The sequence below is a fragment of the Paenibacillus sp. FSL R7-0302 genome, assembly GCF_038006885.1.
In the GTDB taxonomy this organism is placed as follows: Bacteria; Bacillota; Bacilli; order Paenibacillales; family Paenibacillaceae; genus Paenibacillus_AQ.
In genome coordinates this window covers 1,340,971-1,363,254 of the sequence record NZ_JBBOWB010000001.1, presented here as the reverse complement: position 1 = coordinate 1,363,254, position 22,284 = coordinate 1,340,971, and the positions used below count along the sequence as shown (strand labels likewise).

The following is a 22,284-nucleotide window of genomic DNA, read 5'->3' as shown; positions in this document are numbered from 1 at the left end:
AAGGTATCCGTTTCAAAATTAAGGAAGAAGCGATTATTATTTTATACAATTAGCCTAGGGCAAAAATAGTTACAGCAGCATATGAGAATGCTGTTGGAACATTTTGCACATTGGTTGATGTAGCTGTATTTGCCGCTAAAAGCACTACTTGTATGTCAAGATCTCCGTTTGTTGCATCTATTATTCTAACAGCAGACACTTGAACTACCCGCTTGTTCGGATCACCGATTGCTCCAGAATAAATCTCCGTTCCAGGATCAACGCTCCCCTCATAATATAGACCAAGACCAGGTGCAGATGGAGTATTAGTATTTAGTGAATATTTTATAGATGCTTGATATGAGATGTAATACATATGCCCCCCAGGCAGAGTAAAGGTACTGTTGTTAGGGCCAGTTACCACGATCATATCATTAGGTCTGGGGTTATATGCTTGAAAACCTCCAATCGGCGTATTTGCTACATTGGCTACTGTTGAACTTTTAGCCGTAAATGATCCAAATATAGTTGTAATCGAACCTGTCGCTCCTGTGTTTCCTTGTGAACCAGTGAACCCGGTAAACCCGGTCGCTCCTGTGAAGCCCACTCCCGTTGCTCCGGTAAACCCGGTCGCTCCTGTAAAGCCCACTCCCGTTGCTCCGGTAAACCCGGTCGCTCCTGTGAAGCCCACTCCCGTTGCTCCGGTAAACCCGGTCGCTCCTGTGAAGCCCACCCCCGTTGCTCCACCCTGTGGCTCCCGTGAAGCCCACTTTGCTCCGGTAAGCCCACCCCGTTGCTCCGGTAAACCCGGTGGCTCCCGTGAAGCCCACTCCCGTTGCTCCGGTAAACCCGGTCCCGCTCCCCGGTCGTGAAGCCCACTCCCGTTGCTCCAGTAAACCCGGTGGCTCCCGTGAAGCCCACTCCCGTTGCTCCAGTAAACCCGGTGGCTCCCGTGAAGCCCACTCCCGTTGCTCCGTAAACCCGGTGGCTCCCGTGAAGCCCACTCCCGTTGCTCCGGTAAACCCGGTGGCTCCCGTGAAGCCCACTCCCGTTGCTCCGGTAAACCCGGTGGCTCCCGTGAAGCCCACTCCCGTTGCTCCGGTAAACCCGGTGGCTCCCGAAGCCCACTGTTGCTCCGGTAAGCCCCGTGAAAACCCGCCCAAGCCCACTCCCGTTGCTCCGGTAAACCCGGTGGCTCCCGTGAAGCCCACTCCCGTTGCTCCAGTAAACCCGGTGGCTCCCGTGAAGCCCACTCCCGTTGCTCCGGTAAACCCGGTCGCTCCGGTTTCACCGTTATTCGCGGCGGACGGGCTTTGTCCAGGCTTCCCTGGCGGTCCGGTTGGTCCAGTTGGCCCTGTTGGTCCAATTGTCATATTTTTCTTCCCCTTTCTGATAGAACACTACAATTATTTTGATTCTCATGCCGTCAGGACAGTTGTCTATTGTGAAAAGTAACGGAACTGATTCTATTCATACTTCCAGGTACCGCTACAAACTCTCCGCTAATTGGATTACAGCCGAGCACTGTCTCACGGTGAGCCAGACGGTTCCTCTGAACTCTCCATATTTCCCGGTCTATTCCTTCTTCCTGCAAGCATAGATTAAGAGAGACCATAGTTTTCTGACTCCCTAACGATTTCTTTAGACTTCCAAGTGCGCCCAGGTCTTCTCCGCTGATGTCATCATAGGGATTCAACCAGAGCACATAAGTAGCGGTGAGAGTCTCCTGTATATTCTCCCATAGCTGAAAGGGATCTCCGCCAGCGGGTAAACAAAGTACCTTTGCTTCCAATTGGTCGGCAAGCCGTCTGGCGGCCTCATCCATTCCCGCATCGATAATGATCCATTCATCCCCAAGCGGGCTCCACTTCTCAGCCCAATTGTACAGAGCGGGGAACGAATCCTCTTCCCTGCCAAGCAATACTGCTATGCACCATGCATTCTCCGGGGCATCGGTTGAACGAAGGAGGGGGGGCCGAGGAGCGGATAAGGAGAGGCTGTGGCCATCTGATGGAAGGCATCCCGCCTCTTGCCCCCCTTGATTCAGATGCGATAGCTTAACCGCAGCTTCCACGAATGCAGGCGAGTACTCCAGCGCTCGGCGATACCAGTCTATGGCTTCATCCGGCATCCCGAGCAGTTCATAGCAATTACCGAGATAATAGCAGGGGTAGAAGGTTCCCGCTCCTTTGAGAACCATATAATGAAGAGCATTCTCTCCTAGAGTAAGACAATACTCGAAAGCGGAGATTGCAGCCTCCACTTGCCCGATATGCATCAGAATGCATCCTTTATTGAGATGCAGATCCACATAATCCGGGTAGAGACCAATGGCTTTGTCAATACCGGGCCAGCCTTCCCTGAAGCTGCCCAGCGCCAGCAGACAGCCATATTTAAGCTTGTAAAAGAGTGAGGGTGGCAGCTTCTTCTCGCCAAGCGAGGCCGCTATGGCCAGATTGACCTGCCTGAAGGCATTCGCATATTCCCCAATCCGTTGATACTCACTCGCTATATGATAAAGACTCCACGGATCGGGATTCGGGTTATCTGCAGTGGATTGCTGGAGCAGCTTCAGATTGCGTTCATGTTTGGACTTAAGAGTTGTCAAGGACTGCAGGTACCCATAATGGAATAGCCGGACCGGAAGCGGGAACGGAGTGTCTATGTTCTCGCCGCCAAGTAGCCCGGACAAGCTTAATTGTTCATGGATGCCGCCGGTGAAATGGAACCCTTCCCCATTACGAAATAGACGGCACTGATTCAGCCGGTAAGCTTCGTTCGGCTCGGGCCGGAAAACACTACTGAAATGGACCGTTTCGAGAGAAGCCAGCTTGCTGTTGCTAATGCCGCTTACCTGCCTCAGCTTCGGCGCTTCAGCAAGGGCAATTTCTTCATCGGCATCCATCCACATCACCCATTTCCCTGTCGCATGGCGGAGGCTGTAATTGCGGGCCTCTGCGAAGCTCCCCGGCCAGGGGAATTGGAGAATCTTCGCGCCGAGACTATAGGCAATGTCCATCGTTCTGTCACGGGAACCTGTATCCACGACAATAATTTCATCCACAGCCTCCTGTACACTCAGCAAACTGCGCGCAATCCACGGCTCTTCATCTTTGACGATCATGCACAAGGAGATTAGAGGGACGGTCGCCTTCATTACTGTCTGTCATGCTGGAGCTGCCTCCTTTCCATAATGGATTTACCGGACCGTGCGGACGGACCGGACAGGATGATGCGGTTGCAGTTTGACATCACCTCTCTACCTTATGACAGTTGTCGCCCGCATAGAACATTGTCGGATAAAGTCGGACAGCCTGAGGTTATTTTTTTTCACTGGTTCAGTTAGTTGTTATGAAGGCCTTCCTTCCATGTCTCTAAGTCCGACGCAGGAAGCAGATGCTTCAGTTGATCCGCAGCATCTTTGCGGGCAACCAGAATCCCCCCGGGACCTGCTGCAACAATCACATCGTCAAGCCCCACAAGCATCACTGGAATATCAAGTTCATTGACAATCTGGCAATTCAATGAATTTGCGCTAATCTGGCCCCAGCCCAGGATAGAAGAAGCCATTTCTTCGGAGAGTGTGTTCCAAGTACCCAGATCCTTCCAATTATTCAGATAGGGGACACAGATCAGGCGGCCGTTTCCCTCCAATACCTCAACATCGAAGCTGCTCTTGGGAAGGGTGTGATATTCTTTCTGTAGTTCCGCATAATCCGCCGGGAAGCCCTCTGACTCCAGCCGGTTCAGAAGGTCGCAGAGACGAAAAGCAAAGATACCGCAATTCCACATTGCTTGCTGCGCCAGGAGGGTCTCTGCCGTCCTCCTGTCAGGCTTCTCCACAAAACTATCTACATGCGTATACGTTTGGTTCTCCCCAGTCCTCACCAGAGAGCCGGGGGAACTCGCCGGAACAATATATCCATATTTCTCCGACGGTTCACTTGGTCTCGCGCCAAGCAGGGCAATTTCCGCTCCGGAGTGACGGAGAACCTGATCCAGTTCGGACAGCTTGTAAAAGAAATCCTCGCTCACATAAGCGTCCACGGGTAAGACGATTATCGTCTCGTCCAGGGAAATCTTCTCCACGGAATGAAGATAGGCTGAAGCCAGACATACTGCGGGGAACGTATCTCTGCGCCGGGGTTCAATGATAATCGGCGGCATTGCTGCACCAAGCTGCTTCCGTATCAGCGTTTCCTGTCCGCTGGATGTTGCTATATACGCTTCCTGGTTAAGACCCGCAGCAGTCAACTGCCGCCATATGCGCTGGAGCATTGATTCGCGGCCGCCGCCCGGAGCAGGCAGTACTTGAAGAAACTGCTTGCTTCGGATACTGCTGGAGAGCGGCCACAGGCGTGTGCCGGAACCGCCGGATAGAAGTACCAGCTTCATGGTTCCACCTCCATTCTCCTATTCAAAGCTGTCCGGTGTAAGCCCGACCGCAGCAAACTGCTCCTCCGTATCACAGAAGGTTAGCACTCCATACTTCTTTCGGTTGTCCAAATATTGCGGGATTCCCGCCTTTCTCAAGCCGTCGCTAACGATGACATATTCGTGACGGCCGCTGCCGTCCTCGTACTGGACATAATCCAGAATTTCGCGGCGCATCAGATACGTGCAATGAATAACATCAACCTGTACCAGCCCTATTGCAATCTGATACAAGTAGTTCATATACATATCAGACTTTAGGAAATAGCCAAATTCATCCACTGTATGATGGAAATTGGAATAATAGCTTAATGGAGACTCAGCCACTGTAAGCAATGGACCGATTACCGGCAAATGAGTGGAAAGAAGACTCTTTAGCGTATCGGATGCGATGAAATTATCACAATCGGGCACAAAATAATGAGAATTCCTGGCTTTAGCCCATTCGATGGACTCCTGCCGCACTCTGCCCATGACTCTTAGACGGAGATAATTCCATTCATGCGGAGCAAAGTCCTGAACAGGTTCTTCCACATCGCTGGCATCAAAATGTACCTCGTGGTATCTTTTGCCTACCCGCTCTAACCATTCTTCAAGAATTTCTTGGGTATTGTCATTGTTGTTGTTCGTACGAATATACAGATTGATCCGGGAGGCGGGGTACGTCTGTCTCTCAATCAGTTCAAGGTAGAGCGGAAGTACATGTGCCTTATCCTTGGCAAGTATAGCAATCGTGACCAAATCATCTTCCATATATATCCTCCTTTTCTATGATGATGCTGCATTCTACATATCAGAGGGCATTGTAACGACAACCTTCCGGTCTTCCTGCTCTAACCAGCTGCTTATGGTTACTCCGCTGGAGTAGCCAAAAAATGTGCTCTCTCTCGTTTTTTTGACATCCTCCGGATAGATTCTCTCGCCAGCTTGCCTTATCAAATAACGGTCACCATCTGCACCAGAAAGAAGCACAACCTGGTATTCGTGGAACAGGGATAGCTTAAGCCCCATGAATCTCCGGCGTTCATCTGCAGTCAGAACATCGCCTTCCTGAAGCCAGAGGATATAGGGCTCTACCGACATACGGGTAATCCATTCACGGCAATCCCACATGCTTAGTTCACCTTTAGCTGAATAGACCTGACGGGTATAGCGGGCCGCAGTTTGGACAATGTCTTCATTTCCTGAGGTGTTCACAACAATAACCTGTTCAGCCACATCCGTAAATGAAGACAGCGTATCCTCCAGTGCAGCTGCATTGCCGGATGCGATGATCCCTACACATAGGCGTATAGGAGGGGCGTAGATTAATGAGTGAATGTCCGCCCCCCATTTCTGGAACGCCCTCTTCTTATTCTGCTGCAAAAGCGTGGACAGATCGAAGGAAGGATTCTGTCCCATACTGGCATGGCCGATATGGTGAATGAACGAATCCTCTGCGATAAGCAGCTTATACCCGTGTAAAATCGCCCGGAGACACAAATCATCGTCTTCGTAATTCCCAAGTCCGTAACGTTCATCGAACCAGCCAATCTCATCCAGAACGCTGCGTTTGACCAGCAGACAGAAGCCAATCAGACGGCGAACCTCCATCACTGAGCCGCGTTTCGTTTCGCAGTACTCCCGGGCAAATTCCTCCATATCCTTCACATCACTGTAGGTCACAGGAATACGCTGATGTCCGCTGATGTAATTCGTCACAGGTCCCGACATGCCAACTGTACTTTCACTGTGCAGCGCCTTGAGCATGGGCGTCAGCCAACCGGGCGGGACTACGGTGTCATTGTTCAGGAAGAGTATTGAATCCCCTTCCGCTACCTCAATCCCTTGGTTGCAGCCCTTGGCAAAACCCAGATTTTCCTTATTTTCGATTAATTTTAACTCCGGGTAATAAGTCTTTAGATAACTCGGGCTTCCGTCCGTGGAAGCATTGTCAACGATAATGATTTCATGCTCTTCCGGAGTTCCTCGTTTGATGCTCTCCAGACATTGAATGGTTAAGGGAAGCTGATTGAGGGTGAGAATAACGATGCTCGTCTTCATTGGATCAACTCCTTTTGTTCTTCAAGCTTGAAGCCTTCTATTTGCACATGGTTATCTCCGAGAAATTGTGTATAATAATTCCGGTTATATTGGGCGCTGGGATTGGCAGGGTATTGCGCAAATGAAACCTCATTGCAAAAGTCAGCATGCTTATGCTGGCCCACCTTGTCATAGCAGACACAGAGCTGCAAATGGGGTAGCCAGGTTCGGGAAGAGATATTATCTATTCCCAGTCCTTCTCGTTTCGGCAAGGACACTGCAAGCTCAAACCAGTAAATCGCCTGTTCATACTGCTGTAGATCCATGAAATAGTAGGCTATTTTACAGCAAGTTTCTGCACGTGGAATGTCATAATCGAAGGCGTGGACCAGAGACAGTAGTTGCTCCACTTTCTGTCCAAGCGCCCCGTAGCTGTCCGCCATCCTCGAACATGCTTGAATATTATCCTCTGCCCAACCCTTGCCTTCAGACAGGAAGATCTCATAGTTCTCAAGCGCCTGATGATAGTAGCCATGATCGTATAACTCATTGGCGAAATATAACCGGTCTCTAGGGGTGAATTCCTCCCCGGCAGCCTTCATCTTCCGGAAAATGTCCAGATTACGTTCCGTATACTCTTTATCTTTTTTATGCGTAACGCATACATCGCTCTCCAGCGTAGGCCATGTAACCTCAATATATTCGTGTACAGCGCCACTCCACTGGAAGTGGCAGTCGCGTCTAAGCAGACGGTTTCGCCTCAAGGTTGAACTCGGCTTACCCTCAGCATCAGTGAGTAGAATATAGGTCATGGACACCGCATGGTATTCGGAAGACAAAGAGGCTTTCAAGGCCTTGAAACGTATCCTGTCTGCTTCTTCAATGACATCATCAGCATCAAGCCATAACAGATACTCACAGGTTCCTAAGCTGAATGAATAATTACGTGCTGCTGCGAAGTTGTCAACCCATTCAAAGTCATAGATCCGGGCTCCGAATTCTGCTGCAATTTCTTTGGTGCGGTCTGTGGAGCCTGTATCCACAATAACTATCTCATCCACTATGTCAGCCACCGATGACAGGCATCGCCCCAGGCTCTTCTCTTCATTGCGAACAATCATGCACAGACTGATGGTCGGCAAGTCTTCTCCTCCTTCTTGCATATTGTGAAATTTCGGATGTACCGGATTTCTCGTATATGTATATGCAGGACCTGCCGGATCATTCAACCGGATTTGCCGCATGATTTCCATTCCGGTTCATAAGCTAGTACAGATGCAGCACCTTATACGCTCATATCAGATGAATGAAGGAGGCTCACATGAAGTATATTTCCCCCTCTCTCTTTTATCGTTTATACCGGTACGGAACTGGCTGCAGGATCGCCATGGACGGATTCCTCTCACTGCCGGAACAGACGGCCTTCGGTACCGATGTAAAGATTCGGGCAGGATACCGGTTGGATATCCCTGTTCCTGCGGAGAACGGCTCCCCCAGAATAGTTATCGGGAACCGCTGTGATTGTAGTAACTTTCTGACCATAAGCGCAATAAACAGGGTGGAACTGAAGGACAATGTGATGACGGGTCCCCATGTGTTTATAACCGATGCCAGACAAGTGTGGGAGAAGGAGGGCAGCAGCGTCTCAACGGTAGTGATCGGTGAAAACTCCTGGATCGGGGCACATTCCTCCATCTTGGGGAATGTGAAGATTGGTACAGGCTGCGTGGTTGGAGCAGGCAGTGTTGTTCTACGTGATATACCGGATTATTGCGTAGTCGCCGGTAATCCGGCCGAATTCCGCCGGATCTACGATCCTTCAAGCGGAGATTGGGTCCGGGTGAACAGCGAAACAGAGGCCCGGGAGCTGCTGGACCGGAGGAGAAAGGATCCGCTATTGTCCATATGCTTGACTGTACACGACCAGACAGAGGAGTTGCGACGCTGTCTGGAGTCTATCTATACGCAAATCGGTGATGACGGGCTCATTGAGGTCTGCGTCCTTGATGATAGCGCGGCAGAGGAGACAGAAGAAGCAACTTGCTATTACCGGAGCCAGCACACCAACTTCCGTTATATTCGTAATTCGGCTTCCGCCAGTGACAACAGTCTGTTTCTTCAAGCTGTAAGCATGGCGCGCGGGAGATTCGTAATGCTGCATAACTCAGAGACATGCCTGGCCGAAGGTTCTCTTCTTCCCTTTCTGAACGTGCTGCACACTCATATGGATTGCGCCTTCGTGTTGATGGAGCATATGCATATCCCCAGCGCTCCACAAACGGAACGGCTAAAAGGCTTGTCAGATTACCTCAAGCACACCGCAGCGCAACCTCCTGTGCAGTACCCGTTTGTTCTAAACCGCCGGGAGTGGGAACAGTTGATCGGTTCTTTCCAACCCGGGGAATTGGACCCATGGGTGCACCTGCATTACGCACTACTGAAGACCAATCCTCATTTCTGCCTCTGCCGGTACAAATTGTCCGAATAATACCGGCCTCTGCCAAATTTTATTGATGTTTGGGCGTTCTATGAATATACATAGACTAAGCTCAAGCAAATAACAATACCGCAAGCTCCGGGTCCGGGAAGTCCAGCAAATCAAAAAAAGACCCGACTCGGAGGGTGAAAGAGAGGATATCAGCGACATGGATGACCGTAAAGTTTGTTTTATCTCGTGTGTGAATGATAATGAGCTGGCGGAACACAGCCTCAAGAATCTTAAGCAGTTAATAGTCCCGGACGGATTCACTGTAGACATTCATATGGTGACCGGCGCCTCCGGACTGGCTGCAGGATATGATGAGGCCATGCGCCAATCAGACGCCAAATACAAGGTGTATATTCATCAGGACGTCCATATCCTCAATCCCCAATTCATTGCAGACATCGTCCGCCTGTTCACCGATCATCCGTCATTGGGCATTCTTGGAGCGGTGGGGGCTAAAGTACTGCCGTCTTCTGGAACCTGGTGGGAAGCCCCACACAAATATGGCAGAGTGATAGAGAGTCATACGGGTACGCTCAAGCCAATGGAATTTCTGCAGCCGGTGGGAGATTATGAAAGTGTGGAGACTCTCGACGGACTGCTGCTGGTCACGCAATATGATCTCCCTTGGCGTAAAGACTGGTTTGAAGGATGGCATTTCTATGATATATCGCAATGTCAGGAGTTTCTCGCAAATGGTTATGAAGTGGGCATACCCAAGCAGTCTCTTCCCTGGTGCCTGCATGACTGCGGTATTCCCAATACGGCCAACGGCTTCGCCGAAGCCCAGCAGGTCTTTCGGGAACGTTATGGCTATGGCCAAAGCTCTGGCCGGCACCAATTCCACAGGCTGGGCAACGGATGCGATATCCATCCCACCTGCGATTTATTTGGCACACACGGCATAGCTCTGGGCAATGACATCAAGCTTCAGGCTGAATGCTGGATGATGCTGCCTTACAACAACTACAGCGGTGAGCCGCGGATCGTGATCGGCTCAGGAAGCGACATCGGACGCAGGTGCTGCCTATCTGCGGTTAACCGTATCGAAATCGGTTCCCAGGTAATCATTTCGCCGGGTGTCCATATCTCGGACCATAACCTCGCCTATCAGAACCCCGATCTCCCCATCAAGCAACAGGGAGTGGATTCTTGGAGCCACACCGTAACCATTGGCTCCGGAAGCTGGATCGGTATGAATGCCGTGATCGCAGGACAAGTGTCCATCGGCAGAAACTGTGTCATTGGTGCAGGCGCGGTTGTGACATCCGGCACGGTGATTCCCGATTACTGTGTGGCAGTCGGTGCTCCGGCACGGGTAATCAAACAGTATGATTCTACGATCCGGCAGTGGCGAAGAGTAGGTGTACGCTCCGATGAAGAAGAGTATTTGCCAGAAATCCATACCCGGCCCCTCCTGCTAAGCATTTGCATTCCTACCTATAACCGTGAAGAGGAGCTTAATCTTTGCTTGAACAGTATTTACAGCCAGAACGCCAGAATGGAAGACTTCGAGGTGGTCGTCTCGGACAATGCCTCCACAGATCGCACTGAGGAGCTCGTCCGAAAGTATCAATTACGTTACTCCAACCTCCGCTACTACCGCAACGAACGTAACGAAGGCGCGGACTACAACTTCCTGAAATGTGCCGGCTATGCCCGCGGTGAATTCATCAAGCTGCACGGTGACGATGACTACTGGCTGCCGGGCTCTCTTGAGGCTTTGTGCAGTGTTACAGAACAGAACAAAGACTGTAGCCTAATCTTCCTGGATATTCTTCAGAACACCGGACAGGTCGATCGGGGGGCTGGCATAAGCGATTATGTAAGGCATGTCTCTATCTACAGCACATTTGTATCCGGAATCACCATGCGCAGGAAGGAATTTGAACAGATTCCCACGCCAGAGCTTTTCATTGGCTCCAATCTTATCCAGGTCTATTTGGAATTCTCCATTCTTGGTATTACACCGGATTATTGTGTCTATCGCCGCAAGCTGCTGACGAGCAGCGGCAAGATAACCGGCGGATACAGCTTCGCCCAAACGTTCATTCATTCTTATCTGAATATTCTAAATTACTTCTTGGATAAAGGATTGAGTGAAGCCGCGCTGGCGATCGAGAAAAAACATATTGCCTACTCCTTTCTGCTCTGGTGGTACAACTATTTACTGGAGAACAACCTCCAGCAACTGCAGCCCGCAGATTTCGAAGGAGTCTTAGTCGAGGCCTACCGCAACGAGTCATACTTTGAGGACCTCCATACACAAATCAAAACGATTCAGGCCAGACACCAGTAAATCTGACAAACACAACATTGGGCGGGCCTGAGAAGGTACGCCCGGTGTATTGAAAGGTGGATTCTAAGATGGACTTCATCAGCGAGGATGTTCAAAATCGGTTCTACCAATACGGACCCGGCAGTCTGATCATGCAAAAGGCCGATATCAACTGTCCGGAGAAAGTCGCTATCGGCAGCAAAGTGCATATCCTTGAGAACAGCTGGTTCACCGTGATACACCCCGGTCAAGGGGAGCCACCCGCCATCACCATTGGAGACGGCTGTTATTGCAGTCGCAATCTGGTTATCGCCGCTGCAAACAGTGTTGTACTGGAGGAGAATGTCGTCGTCGGACCTGATGTCTATATTGCTGACACAGACCACCAGTACCGCCAGATCGGCATTCCAATTCGTGACCAGTGGATCACCTCAACCAGCCAATGCGTGCGGATCGGTGCCGCAAGCGAGATCGGCGCCCACTGCGTCATTGTGGGCAACGTCAGCATCGGTCAAGGATGCAGGATCACACCCAACAGTGTAGTTACCAGAGATTTGCCGGATTTCTGCATTGCAGCAGGAAACCCTGCCAGAATTGTGAATCATTACGACCCCGAAGCCGGAGTATGGCAGCTTCCCGGCGGCTGACAACGGCCGGCGGACTGGCATACTCTAGAAGGAACGCTTCAGGTTGGACGAGGTTACAATTCCTGAATATTCTACGGGTTGACTTGCCTTCAGGTTTGGTGTTTTCTTCGACGACTGCGGCTTCAGCTCGAGCTTAGGCTTCGGCAACTGCGGCTCCGGTCTTTGCTTCGGCGACTGCGACTCCAGCTTCTTCTTGGGCGGCTGCGGCTCCAGCTTAGGCTTCATCACCTTCGGCTCTGGCACACTGGGCTGCCGCAGCGTCCTTGTACGTTCTCCTGTTGTACGCACATGCTCCGTCCGGCTTCTCTTCGCGCTGGAAATGCGCTTGCGCTTAACCTGCGGAGAGCGCTTCTGTATGAACCGGCCTGCTTTACGCTGGGCAAAGGCAGGCTTACGCATGGATACAAATGGAGCAGCGGCGGGACGGACGGCGTTCTGGACAGCCTTCTTAATGAACGCCGCAACCTCTACTTCGGGCTCTTTCCATTCTTTCTCCGGCTCCTGGCCGGATGTCTGAACCTTGTCAAGCAGCCTGCGGGTCTCCTGCATGAACAGCGCCAGCTCCTCATCTGCATTGACTGAGAGGCGCAGACAGGCGTGCTTCAACTGCTCCATTTGTCCCATGGTTTTATGGATCGCGTTCACCAGCAGTTCATCCTCCGATTTCCGGGATTCAGTATTCATAGTCATTCACCTCTCCCAGCAGCCGCCTGCTGGTATCCAGTGTCCTGCAGATCATGGCCTGTTTCTGTGCCAAGGCTAGAATGACTCTGGCTAACGCCTCCCTCAAAGCGCTGAGATTCTCTATATTCGATTCTGTCCACAAGCTTCCTTCGGCGGCCATCATATATTCAAGCTTGCGGATTTCAGCCGCGATCAAAGCTGAGACCGCCTCCTCTTCCAGTGCCGCAGCCAGAATAATCGCTTTGATCAACTGTTCACGCTTCTGCATCGCTTCTTCACCTCCGCCGCTTAGCATCATTTCTATACCGTTATATATATGTGCTTTTGACTTGTCCCTATCACCTTCAGTCCAAGGTATATCGGATTTGGCGGATTTCAAAGAATAACAGGCATAGGACAATCTGTATCTGATGTATACATAATATGACCAGACGGCACAACGCAAGGCAAGGCAAGGCAACCTTTCACGCTTTGGAGGAGATCTGCATGTCAATGCCCCACATTCCCAATATAACCCCTGATATCTCGCTTACGCGGGAGGACAGCATCTCTCTCCTGCTCACCTCTATCGCTATTAACGAGATGTCATTGTCTCACATCATCAATGCAGAAGCGGAAGCTATGCAGGCCTTCGTACTATCCAATCCCGGAAATATGAACTTCCGCAACATGATCCAGTTAAATAATACAACCGCCAGATTGTTGGAAGAGATCACCAAGGGCCAATGGCTGAGTCTAAGCAAGATGGACCGGATTCTGCGCCTGCTGAGTGACACTGGTGTCTTGTCGGAAACATTGCTGGAAGAAGAGCTTGAAATAGACATTGAAGAGGAGGAAGAATAACAGGCTTCCGTCTTTCTTCAGCCAGCTCGTAACAATATACTGAGGGTTGCGGCGCAGCAGGGGGACACCCGATGCTACGTACAGGCGGCTGACCTACTTTCTGCCTGTTCCGGGGACTGGAGCCCTCAGTCTTGGTGTATACTCGAACCGGCAGGCACTCTGGTATATGGACATGGACAAGCCTTAATCACAGAATGAACAACTCAAAGAATTCTCCGGGACTTGTGCAGCTATTGCACCTTCCAGTGATTCAGATGATCCGCAATCCGGACAAGCTCACTCGCAAGAGACGATAGGGAGGCGACAAGCTGCTGCTGTCTGTCAGGCTGCGGAGACTCGGCAGCGTCGATTTCCGTTCGCTCTGAAGCGGGTGCCTCTTGTTCTGCCTTGCCGTACATTGGGAATCCTTCCTCTATCAGCAGACGCACAATAGTGCTTAGGTGATAACGCTCCATGCGCAGTTCACTGATCCGTTTTAGCAGTTTCAAAGTTTCATAGGGATAGAGCACTTGGTCTCCCTGACGGGTTCCCGGCACAAAATAAGAAAAATACTCCAACCATCTCTTCACTGTAGTGGGGGGCAATTTCGATAAATTGATCATTTCCAGTTGTGTGTAGTGGCGTACCATATAACATCTCTCCTCTATTAAGTGGATAAATGGACTTATTTACTTTAATGGTATTCATGCGCCTCAAAATAAATGTGTAAAAATACCTATTTTCGTTTGTTACATCAAAAAAAGAACGGGCAACTGCCGTGAAAGCAGTTGTCCGTTCTTTCCTGCGGCTATGGAAAACACCAGCCTTGTCTTACGAGGATGCTTGAATTAAGTTCACATAGGAGTCACCCAGGAGGTCCTGGAAGTATTTACGATTGCTCTGCATGCTGGGGTGTGACGGATAGTAGGTAAGTGCGACCTCATTGTGGTAATTTGCTTTGACATGCTGCCCCAAACGGTCATAGCATACACATAATTGCAGATGGGGAACCCAAGTGGTGGAAGTCATATCCTGTAAACCCATCGTTGCTCTCTTGGGAAGCGTGGTTGCCTTCTCAAACCAGTAAACCGCATGGTCAAACCGGCCTTGATCCATCAGCTCGAACCCAAGGCGGCAGCAGAACTCCGACCGGGGAATATCATAGTTCAAGGTTCGGTACAGCGCCTGCAGCTTCCCCTTCTTGTTCTCCAGACGTTCATAGCATTCAGCCATCTTCAGACAGGCCTGGTAGTTATCCTCGACCCAGCCTTGGCCGGTCTGTAGGAACTTCTCGTAATACTCTAATGCTTCTTCATTGAAGGCATGATCCCGGAGCTCGTTGGCAAAATAATATAGATCGCGCGGAGAGAAGTCCTCCCCTCTGGCCTCGCGTCCGCGGTAAATCCGCAGATTGCGGTCCGTGTAAGATTTATCTTTCCTATGTGTGATGCATACCTCGCTCTCCAGCATGGGTCCTCCCGCTGCCAAATATTCATGCACCGGGCCTATCCACTGGAAATTGCAGTCCCGCCGAACCAGCCGGTTCCGCCGGAGGCTTGAGGTCACCCTTCCTTCGCTGTCCACTCCCAGATTGTACGGCATGCTTACAGAATGATACCCTGAGGACAGTGAAGCCTTCAGCTTCTTGAACTTCTCCCGGTCTACTTCCTCAATAATATCGTCAGCATCCAGCCACAGAATATATTCCTTAGTCGCCTTGCTGAAGGCTACGTTGCGTGCTGCGGCGAAATCATCAATCCATTCAAAGTCATAGATCACCGCACCATATTCCGCAGCAATTTCCTTGGTCCGGTCCGTTGAGCCGGTATCAACAATGACAATTTCGTCTGCAATATCCTTTACGCAATCCAGGCAACGGCCCAGACCATTCTCTTCATTGCGCACGATCATACATAGACTGATAGTAATCATTTCGCCCTCCTATGCGTTCTCTGTCATATATTCGCGTATTTGAAGCTCACTGAATCCCCGCATATCCTGCCCTGCTTCCAGCGCCCGGTGCCATTCCACCGTCTTCTGCAGTGCCTGTTCTACACCCCAGCGCGAGCGCCAGCCCAGCAGGCGGCGGGATTTGGTACTGTCAAGCTGCAGCTCCCCGGCTTCGTGCAGTCCGGAGGAAGCGGCAAGATCCACACCTGCCCCTTCTCCCCAGAGCGCCGCAAGCCGGACTGCAACGGCTTCCACACTGGTCACGCTCTGCTCCCCGGGGCCGAAATTCCAGGCGGCTGCATAGTCCGCCCCTCCCCGCACCAGCATCTCTGCTAGCAGCAGGTAGCCGCCAAGCGGCTCCAGCACATGCTGCCAGGGCCGTGTTGCCCCCGGACTGCGCAGCAGCGGCCGCTCCCCCGCAGCGAATGCCCGCAGACAATCCGGTACCAGCCGGTCCGGTGAATCGTCGCCGCCTCCAATGACATTGCCCGCTCTGGCGGTTGCGACAGCGACTCCATGCTCGGCATAACGCGCCGGTAGGAAATAGCTGCTCCGGTAAGCCTGTGTAACCAGCTCCGAACATGCCTTGCTGGCAGAATAAGGATCATAGCCGCCCAGCGGATCAGTCTCCCGGTAGCCCCAAATCCACTCACGGTTGTCATAGCATTTATCCGTAGTCACATTGACGACAGCCTTAATTCCCATTCCGGAATCCACGGCGCTGCATACAGCCTCCAGCAGATTCACCGTACCCATCACGTTCACCTCAAAGGTGTCTGCGGGGATTTGGTAAGAAGTGCGGACCAGCGGCTGGGCGGCAAGATGGAACACTACCTCCGGTGCAGCCTCCCGCAATGCTGCATCGAGACGCTGCCGGTTCCGCACATCTCCCCAGACGGTCTTGACCTCCCGTTCGGCTCCGGTTAGTGTGAAGAGCTTATGCTTATCCCGGTCCCAAGCGTACCCGCTTACCCGTGCGCCCAGCATCGTCAGCCACAAGCAGAGCCAGCTGCCCTTGAAGCCGGTGTGTCCGGTCACGAAGACGCGCCGCCCCTTCCAGAATTCCGCCGGTATCAGTGCGTTTTCATCCATGAGAGGCCTCCCTCCCGCCACAACTGCTCCAGATACCGCTTATCACGAAGCGTATCCATCGGCTGCCAGAAGCCGTGGTGCTTATAGGCCCTCAGCTCATCCCGGGCGGCCAGCTCCCGGAGCGGCTCCTGTTCCCAGACGGTGCTGTCGTCTTCAATCAGGGAGAATACCTCAGGCTGGAGTACGAAGAAGCCGCCGTTTACCCAGCCCTCGTCTCCCTTAGGTTTCTCCACGAACCCAGTCACCCTGTTGTCCTCTGCGATATCCAGTGCACCGAAACGGCCACTCGGTTGAACAGCCGTTACCGTTGCCAGCTTCCCGTGTGAGCGGTGGAAGTCCAGCAATTCCGGTATATTGACATCCGCAATACCGTCTCCATAAGTCAACATGAACGGTTCATTGCCGATGTATTTCTGGACTTGCCGGATTCTTCCGCCAGTCATCGCCTCTTTGCCTGTGTCCGCGAGCGTTACCTTCCAGTTCCGCAGCTGACGGTTATGACGGGTGATCTGGTTGCCATTGCCGAAATCGAACGAAATATCCGAGCTCTGGAGATAGAAATCAGCGAAATATTGTTTAATGACATGCCCTAAATACCCCAGGCAAATGACAAAATCATCGTAGCCGTAAGCGGCGTAATTCTCCATAATATGCACCAGGAGGGGCTTGTCGCCGATCTCAATCATCGGCTTGGGCTTCACATCTGTCTCCTCGCTGATGCGCGTCCCGTATCCCCCAGCCAGAATAACCACCTTCATGGTCTAACCTCCTTGCCCTTCAGCAGGCCGAGCAACACCTCGGCAGTGTAGTCCAGCATATCCGGGGTTAATCCCGGATAGATGCCTGCCCAGAACGTGTCGTTCATGATTCTGTCTGTCTGTGTCAGCGGCGCGGCAACGCGGTGGGCAACGCCGGAATAAGCCGGCTGCTTGAGCAGGTTCCCGGCGAATAAGAGCCGGGTGCCAATCCGCGCCTCCTCCAGCTTTCGCACGAGAGTATTACGCGAGAGAGGGGCATCTTCTCTCATTGTTATCGGAAATCCGAACCAACTCGGCTCACTCCGAGGCGTAGCCTCCGGCAGAATAAGCCATTCTTCGGCAGGCTTCAGCGCAGCCTTCAGATACTCAAAGTTGCGTCTACGTGCAGCATTAAAGCCATCCAGCTTATCAAGCTGAGCCACGCCGATGGCAGCCTGCATATCGGTCGCCTTCAGATTGTAGCCGATGTGGCTGTAAGTATATTTATGGTCATACCCGGACGGAAGTTCTCCCTTCGTCCAGTCGTACCGCTTACCGCAGGTATTGTCGTCTCCCGGCTGGCACCAGCAGTCCCTGCCCCAGTCGCGGAGAGATTCGACAATTTTTTTGAGCCTCGCCCCGGAGGTAAGTACGGCACCGCCCTCGCCCATGGTCAGATGATGTGCAGGGAAGAAGCTGACGGTCGCCAGATCGCCGAAGGAACCGGCCGGCCGGCCTTCATACAGCGATCCGACAGCATCGCAGGTATCCTCGATCAGCCAAAGCCCGTGCCGGTCGGTGAATGCCTTGACGCTGGCCAGGTCGAAGGGATTCCCCAGCGTGTGCGCCAGCATAACCGCTTTGGTACGGGGGCTGAGCGCGGCGTCCAGCTGGGCTGTATTTATATTGTAAGTAGGCAGCTCAACATCGACGAATACCGGAATAAGTCCATGCTGGATCAGCGGATTGACCGTGGTCGGAAATCCGGCGGCAACGGTAATCACCTCATCGCCCGGGAGCAGCCGTCGTTCGCCTAGCAGCGGCGAAGTAAGCGCCGCAACCGCTAGAAGATTGGCACTGGAGCCGGAGTTGACCAGCAAGGTGTGCTTTCTGCCCATGATCTGCGCGAAACGCCTCTCGAATTCACCGGTATATCTCCCTGCCGTTAAATGGAAATCAAGCGAAGCATCGACCAGACTCATTAATTCATCCCCGTCGAACACCTTGCCGCTGACCGGCACATAATCGCGTCCCGGCACAAATGACCGGCCAGGCCAACGGCTGCTGTAGAATTGGCCGGTCAGCTTCAGAATCTGTTCACGCAAGATTGAAGCTTCTGTGGACAAAAGATCCCCTCCTTCACTAGCTGTCTGCATTTTGTGGATTTAACGGACTTAGTAAATCATTTATATGCAGGCCGGAGGTTAAATACGAATGAAAATTAATGGAATTTATTTGGACCTTGTCTCTAACCTAATGTCCAGCACCGACAAGAATCGTCAAGAATACCATATATGATCCCACCAAATAAGGAGGTTTTTATTTTGTCTACACCCAATATTCCTAATATATCCCCGTCGATTACATTGACACGGGATGATGTTGTGAACCTCTTGTTCTCTTCTATCGCTATGGAAGAGCTTGGTTTGGCGCATATCATTAATGCGGAAGGAGAGAAAATTCAGTTCGCCCTGGGTACGCTGCCGGGAATTACCGGACCAGGGGCTACCCTGCAGCAGGTGCTGGATGTGAACAGCAGCACGCAAGACATGCTGAATGCGATCTTACGGCAGGAAATGATGCTGGACTCGAAGCTGTCGACGGCCGCCAGTGTTCCTACCCTGATTGGACCTACAGGTGCTTCCGGCACCACGGGTGAAGCGGGTGAAGTCACCAGCGTCAACGGCCAGATCGGGGATGTGGAACTTGACGCTGCAGACGTAGGCGCATTTCCCATAACTGAGGAGTATTCTGGTTCTGATCTTAACTCCTTCATAGAGGCCGGTGTTTATAGCTCCAATGACCCCACTGGCCCAGCACCCCAGAATGGTCCGACGGGAGTAGCGCATCCGCCGGTCTGGACCTTGTATGTCTCCCAGGTTGGGGAATATGTGCAGCAGATCTATATCTCGAACCCTGTACTCTTCTACCGCAGCAGCCAGGATAGCGGGAACACATGGCCCAACGGCTGGCTCCCAATTGGACAACAGGGGGCGACTGGCTCTACTGGGGTTACCGGGACAGGGGTCACCGGACCCACAGGGGTCACGGGCCTTACGGGCGCCACGGGCGTCACAGGTTTCACTGGCCCTACCGGTGATACTGGCGTGACAGGCTTTACCGGCCCTACCGGTGATACCGGCTTTACCGGCCCTACTGGCGTTACCGGCCATACTGGCGTTACTGGCATCACAGGCCCTACTGGCTTTACCGGCCCTACTGGCTTTACAGGCGTCACAGGCCCTACTGGCGTTACCGGCCCTACTGGCGTTACAGGCGTCACAGGCCCTACTGGCGTTACCGGCCCTACTGGCGTTACAGGCTTTACCGGTGTCACCGGCTTCACCGGCATCACGGGGTTTACCGGCCCTACTGGCGTTACCGGTGATACCGGCGCTACCGGAATCACCGGTATGACCGGCATTACGGGCTTTACAGGCCCTACCGGTATTACCGGCTTTACCGGCGCTACCGGCGCTACCGGCGCTACCGGCGATACCGGCATGACTGGCGCTACCGGCTTTACTGGAGCTACCGGCTTTACTGGCGCCACCGGGATAACTGGAGCTACCGGCGCGAACTTGAATGCTATGTTCCAGCCTGCTGCTGCAGTTTTGACTGCCACGCCAGCTACGATAGGATTGTCTGAGCTATTTAATAACAGTAACGGATCAATTACACTAACTGGTGGAAATACCCTTTCATTACTTACGGACAGCACTTATTATCTTTCATTTTCATTTAGAGTGACTATAAATCCAGGTAATGTCGCTGTAACTCAAGGGGTTGTACAACCCTATCTGAACGGCGTTGCCCTCCATATCTCCAATGTTGGAGGCAAAGGTCCTGGTCCTAACGGAAATGCAACAGCCATGACACTGGAATCAAGCGGGTTATTCCAAACAGGCCCTACCGGAAATCAGATACTTCGACTGGATGCAAGTATGACTTTTGCAGGAACGACTACCGGTACGATATATCAACCATGGTCCAATGTGAGCATCTTCCTAATAGAGTAAGCTTCATAGGCTAAGGAAATCCCCTCTTGCGAAATTGTCTTCTGGCGCAAAGAGGGGAGCTTAGCTTAAGAACCGAAGTGAAATCTAAAGTACGAGCGAAGGAGGGGTTTCATTGTCAACACCCAATTTACCCAATATTACCCCGTCCGTGTCATTGACACGGGATGATGCCGTTAATCTGATCTTCTCTTCCATCGCTATGGAAGAGCTGGGTCTGGCACACATTATTAATGCAGAAGGTGAGAAAATTCAGTATACCTTGGGGACCCTGCCGGGCCTAAGCGGCCCGCCCGCTACAGTGGCACAGCTACTGCAGGTTAACAACAACGTGCGATCCATGCTCAACACGACCTCCATGCTGGAAATGATATTGGATTCGAAGCTGGATACCGCCGCGGATCTGCCTGTTGCCGTCATCGGGGCCACCGGACCTACAGGCCCTACGGGTGCCCCCGGTGGGGCAGTTATCGTCAACGGCCAAGCCGGTATAGTTGTTCTGGACGCTGCCGACGTTGGCGCAGTATCCTATAACGAGGAGGACTCTGATTCCCCTCTGGAATCCTTCAATCAACCAGGCGTCTACAGCTCTGATGATCCTAATGGACCGGCGCCCACGATCAACCCGCCGGTCGCCCATCCAACGGTTTGGACACTGTATGTCTCCAGAGTCGGAAATTACGTACAGCAGCTCTATATCTCTAACCCCGCACTGTATTACCGCAGCAGCCAGGACGGAGGGGGCACCTGGACAACATGGGAACAGATCGGACAGAGTGGTGCTACAGGACCTACGGGCCAGACTGGTTCAGGTCCAGGCGGAACAGGCGGAAACACTGGACTGACCGGCATTACCGGTGTTACAGGGGCTACAGGAGACACGGGGGTTACCGGCGTCACGGGAGCAACAGGCGGCACAGGTGCCACGGGGGACACCGGCGTTACTGGTATTACAGGGGGTACTGGGACTACTGGGACTACTGGCGTTACCGGGGCTACCGGGGGAACTGCCGTTACTGGAGATACTGGCGTTACCGGGGCTACCGGCCTCACCGGCGATACCGGCGTTACCGGGGGGACCGGCATTACCGGGGAGACCGGCTTCACCGGGGCTACTGGCGTTACCGGGGACACCGGCGTTACAGGGGATACTGGGGCTACTGGCGTCGTAGTGACTGGAGCCACTGGCGTTACCGGAGATACTGGCGTTACAGGCGTTACCGGGGCTACCGGTATCACCGGGGCTACCGTTACCGGCGCTACCGGCGTCGTAGTGACCGGAGCCACTGGCGTTACCGGACTCACCGGACTCACCGGGGTTACAGGGGCTACGGGAATTGTCGAAGATATAAATAACCCTAATGCAATGTTCACACTTACTACCGTCACCGTGCCCCCTACTCTTACAAGACTTGTATTTTCAGAAGTATTTAATAACAGCGATGGAAGTATAACACTAGTTAGCCTTGGCCAAGGAATAGATCTACTGGCAAATCGAGTGTATCATGTTTCTTTTTCCTTTCGGATAACAGCACCTGCAAATTTTGATGTGAATTCTATTGAAATATTAACCAACCTTGGTTCAAACATTACCCATATTACCTATTTCGCCACTGAATCAGCAGGTTCTACAACCGATGATTGGGATTATACGGTTCAATCAGCGGGTATAATCCAGCCGACGGCGGGTTCAATAGAACTCTATCTCAGAGCAAGCAGTACATTAAGCGGAGGGGGAACTCAGACATTTGATGCTACTCTGTCCAACCTAAGCATTTACGAATTATTATTTTAGATTTGGCTTAAATACAGCAGCCCCTCCAGGCAGACTAAGATACTTCTGCACAAGGGGGCTGCTTATTTCTGTATTGAGAATTACTGGAATTTAAATTCCAATTTTGTTCAGTTCTTGTCTATG

At 52.1% G+C, this 22,284-nt stretch carries 19 protein-coding genes and 1 pseudogene; 6 read left to right on the top strand and 14 right to left on the bottom strand.

From position 1 onward, the window contains the following. Nucleotides 1-49: 49 nt before the first annotated feature. The 7 genes and pseudogenes from MKY96_RS05850 to MKY96_RS05820 form a co-directional block, all read right to left on the bottom strand. The gene (locus MKY96_RS05850; RefSeq protein WP_340944785.1) at nucleotides 50-712 is read right to left on the bottom strand and encodes a hypothetical protein; all 663 of its coding nucleotides are present in this window, start codon (nucleotides 710-712) and stop codon (nucleotides 50-52) included. A gap of 13 nt (nucleotides 713-725) precedes the next feature. Beyond that, nucleotides 726-1,352, bottom strand: a pseudogene (locus MKY96_RS05845) (hypothetical protein); the annotation flags it as partial. 53 nt (nucleotides 1,353-1,405) lie between these two features. Beyond that, the gene (locus MKY96_RS05840) at nucleotides 1,406-3,136 is read right to left on the bottom strand and encodes a glycosyltransferase (RefSeq protein ID WP_340939127.1); all 1,731 of its coding nucleotides are present in this window, start codon (nucleotides 3,134-3,136) and stop codon (nucleotides 1,406-1,408) included. 185 nt (nucleotides 3,137-3,321) lie between these two features. Further along, complete coding sequence (locus tag MKY96_RS05835) at nucleotides 3,322-4,374, bottom strand: sugar phosphate nucleotidyltransferase (protein WP_340939126.1); 1,053 nt, start codon at nucleotides 4,372-4,374, stop codon at nucleotides 3,322-3,324. Nucleotides 4,375-4,392: 18 nt separating this feature from the next. Further along, nucleotides 4,393-5,166 (bottom strand): hypothetical protein, encoded by a 774-nt coding sequence (locus MKY96_RS05830; RefSeq protein WP_340939125.1) that lies wholly within the window; start codon nucleotides 5,164-5,166, stop codon nucleotides 4,393-4,395. Nucleotides 5,167-5,199: 33 nt separating this feature from the next. Then, entirely contained in the window at nucleotides 5,200-6,456 is a 1,257-nt protein-coding gene (locus MKY96_RS05825) for a glycosyltransferase family 2 protein (protein ID WP_340939123.1), read from the bottom strand. Beyond that, on the bottom strand, nucleotides 6,453-7,577 hold the full coding sequence (locus MKY96_RS05820) for a glycosyltransferase family 2 protein (protein WP_340939119.1): 1,125 nt from the start codon (nucleotides 7,575-7,577) through the stop codon (nucleotides 6,453-6,455). Before MKY96_RS05820 ends, MKY96_RS05825 begins: the two co-directional genes overlap by 4 nt. A 179-nt stretch (nucleotides 7,578-7,756) precedes the next feature. Between MKY96_RS05820 and MKY96_RS05815 the strand changes: the two genes are divergently transcribed. From MKY96_RS05815 to MKY96_RS05805, 3 genes are all read left to right on the top strand, one after another. Further along, nucleotides 7,757-8,923, top strand: a complete 1,167-nt coding sequence (locus tag MKY96_RS05815; RefSeq protein ID WP_340939117.1) for a glycosyltransferase — start codon at nucleotides 7,757-7,759, stop codon at nucleotides 8,921-8,923. A gap of 157 nt (nucleotides 8,924-9,080) precedes the next feature. Then, complete coding sequence (locus MKY96_RS05810) at nucleotides 9,081-11,219, top strand: glycosyltransferase (RefSeq protein ID WP_340939114.1); 2,139 nt, start codon at nucleotides 9,081-9,083, stop codon at nucleotides 11,217-11,219. A gap of 68 nt (nucleotides 11,220-11,287) precedes the next feature. Continuing rightward, the gene (locus MKY96_RS05805) at nucleotides 11,288-11,845 is read left to right on the top strand and encodes an acyltransferase (protein ID WP_340939112.1); all 558 of its coding nucleotides are present in this window, start codon (nucleotides 11,288-11,290) and stop codon (nucleotides 11,843-11,845) included. Nucleotides 11,846-11,869: 24 nt separating this feature from the next. Here the strand turns inward: MKY96_RS05805 and MKY96_RS05800 are convergent, their stop codons facing one another. Both MKY96_RS05800 and MKY96_RS05795 read right to left on the bottom strand, forming a co-directional pair. Then, nucleotides 11,870-12,529: a hypothetical protein gene (locus MKY96_RS05800; RefSeq protein ID WP_340939110.1), complete on the bottom strand. Its 660-nt coding sequence runs from the start codon at nucleotides 12,527-12,529 to the stop codon at nucleotides 11,870-11,872. Then, nucleotides 12,519-12,824, bottom strand: a complete 306-nt coding sequence (locus MKY96_RS05795) for a hypothetical protein (RefSeq protein ID WP_340939108.1) — start codon at nucleotides 12,822-12,824, stop codon at nucleotides 12,519-12,521. Before MKY96_RS05795 ends, MKY96_RS05800 begins: the two co-directional genes overlap by 11 nt. A 191-nt stretch (nucleotides 12,825-13,015) precedes the next feature. On the opposite strand from MKY96_RS05795, the gene MKY96_RS05790 reads away from it, so the two are divergent. Further along, complete coding sequence (locus MKY96_RS05790) at nucleotides 13,016-13,372, top strand: hypothetical protein (RefSeq protein ID WP_340939107.1); 357 nt, start codon at nucleotides 13,016-13,018, stop codon at nucleotides 13,370-13,372. 230 nt (nucleotides 13,373-13,602) lie between these two features. Here MKY96_RS05790 and MKY96_RS05785 read toward each other — a convergent pair whose 3' ends face one another. The 5 genes from MKY96_RS05785 to rfbH form a co-directional block, all read right to left on the bottom strand. Then, nucleotides 13,603-13,974: a MerR family transcriptional regulator gene (locus MKY96_RS05785; protein WP_340944460.1), complete on the bottom strand. Its 372-nt coding sequence runs from the start codon at nucleotides 13,972-13,974 to the stop codon at nucleotides 13,603-13,605. Nucleotides 13,975-14,182: 208 nt separating this feature from the next. After that, nucleotides 14,183-15,283, bottom strand: a complete 1,101-nt coding sequence (locus MKY96_RS05780; protein WP_340939106.1) for a glycosyltransferase family 2 protein — start codon at nucleotides 15,281-15,283, stop codon at nucleotides 14,183-14,185. 9 nt (nucleotides 15,284-15,292) lie between these two features. Next, nucleotides 15,293-16,393: a CDP-glucose 4,6-dehydratase gene (rfbG, locus tag MKY96_RS05775; RefSeq protein ID WP_340939104.1), complete on the bottom strand. Its 1,101-nt coding sequence runs from the start codon at nucleotides 16,391-16,393 to the stop codon at nucleotides 15,293-15,295. After that, nucleotides 16,375-17,151: a glucose-1-phosphate cytidylyltransferase gene (gene rfbF, locus MKY96_RS05770; protein ID WP_340939103.1), complete on the bottom strand. Its 777-nt coding sequence runs from the start codon at nucleotides 17,149-17,151 to the stop codon at nucleotides 16,375-16,377. Before rfbF ends, rfbG begins: the two co-directional genes overlap by 19 nt. Continuing rightward, nucleotides 17,148-18,476: a lipopolysaccharide biosynthesis protein RfbH gene (rfbH, locus tag MKY96_RS05765; RefSeq protein WP_340939101.1), complete on the bottom strand. Its 1,329-nt coding sequence runs from the start codon at nucleotides 18,474-18,476 to the stop codon at nucleotides 17,148-17,150. The genes rfbF and rfbH overlap by 4 nt, the downstream gene beginning before the upstream one ends. A gap of 198 nt (nucleotides 18,477-18,674) precedes the next feature. On the opposite strand from rfbH, the gene MKY96_RS05760 reads away from it, so the two are divergent. Further along, a complete protein-coding gene (locus tag MKY96_RS05760; RefSeq protein ID WP_340939100.1) occupies nucleotides 18,675-20,369 on the top strand; it encodes a collagen-like protein in 1,695 nt (564 codons plus the stop codon). Nucleotides 20,370-20,481: 112 nt separating this feature from the next. Then, nucleotides 20,482-22,161, top strand: coding sequence for a pyocin knob domain-containing protein (locus tag MKY96_RS05755; protein WP_340939099.1), 1,680 nt, complete (start codon nucleotides 20,482-20,484; stop codon nucleotides 22,159-22,161). Nucleotides 22,162-22,284 lie beyond the last annotated feature (123 nt).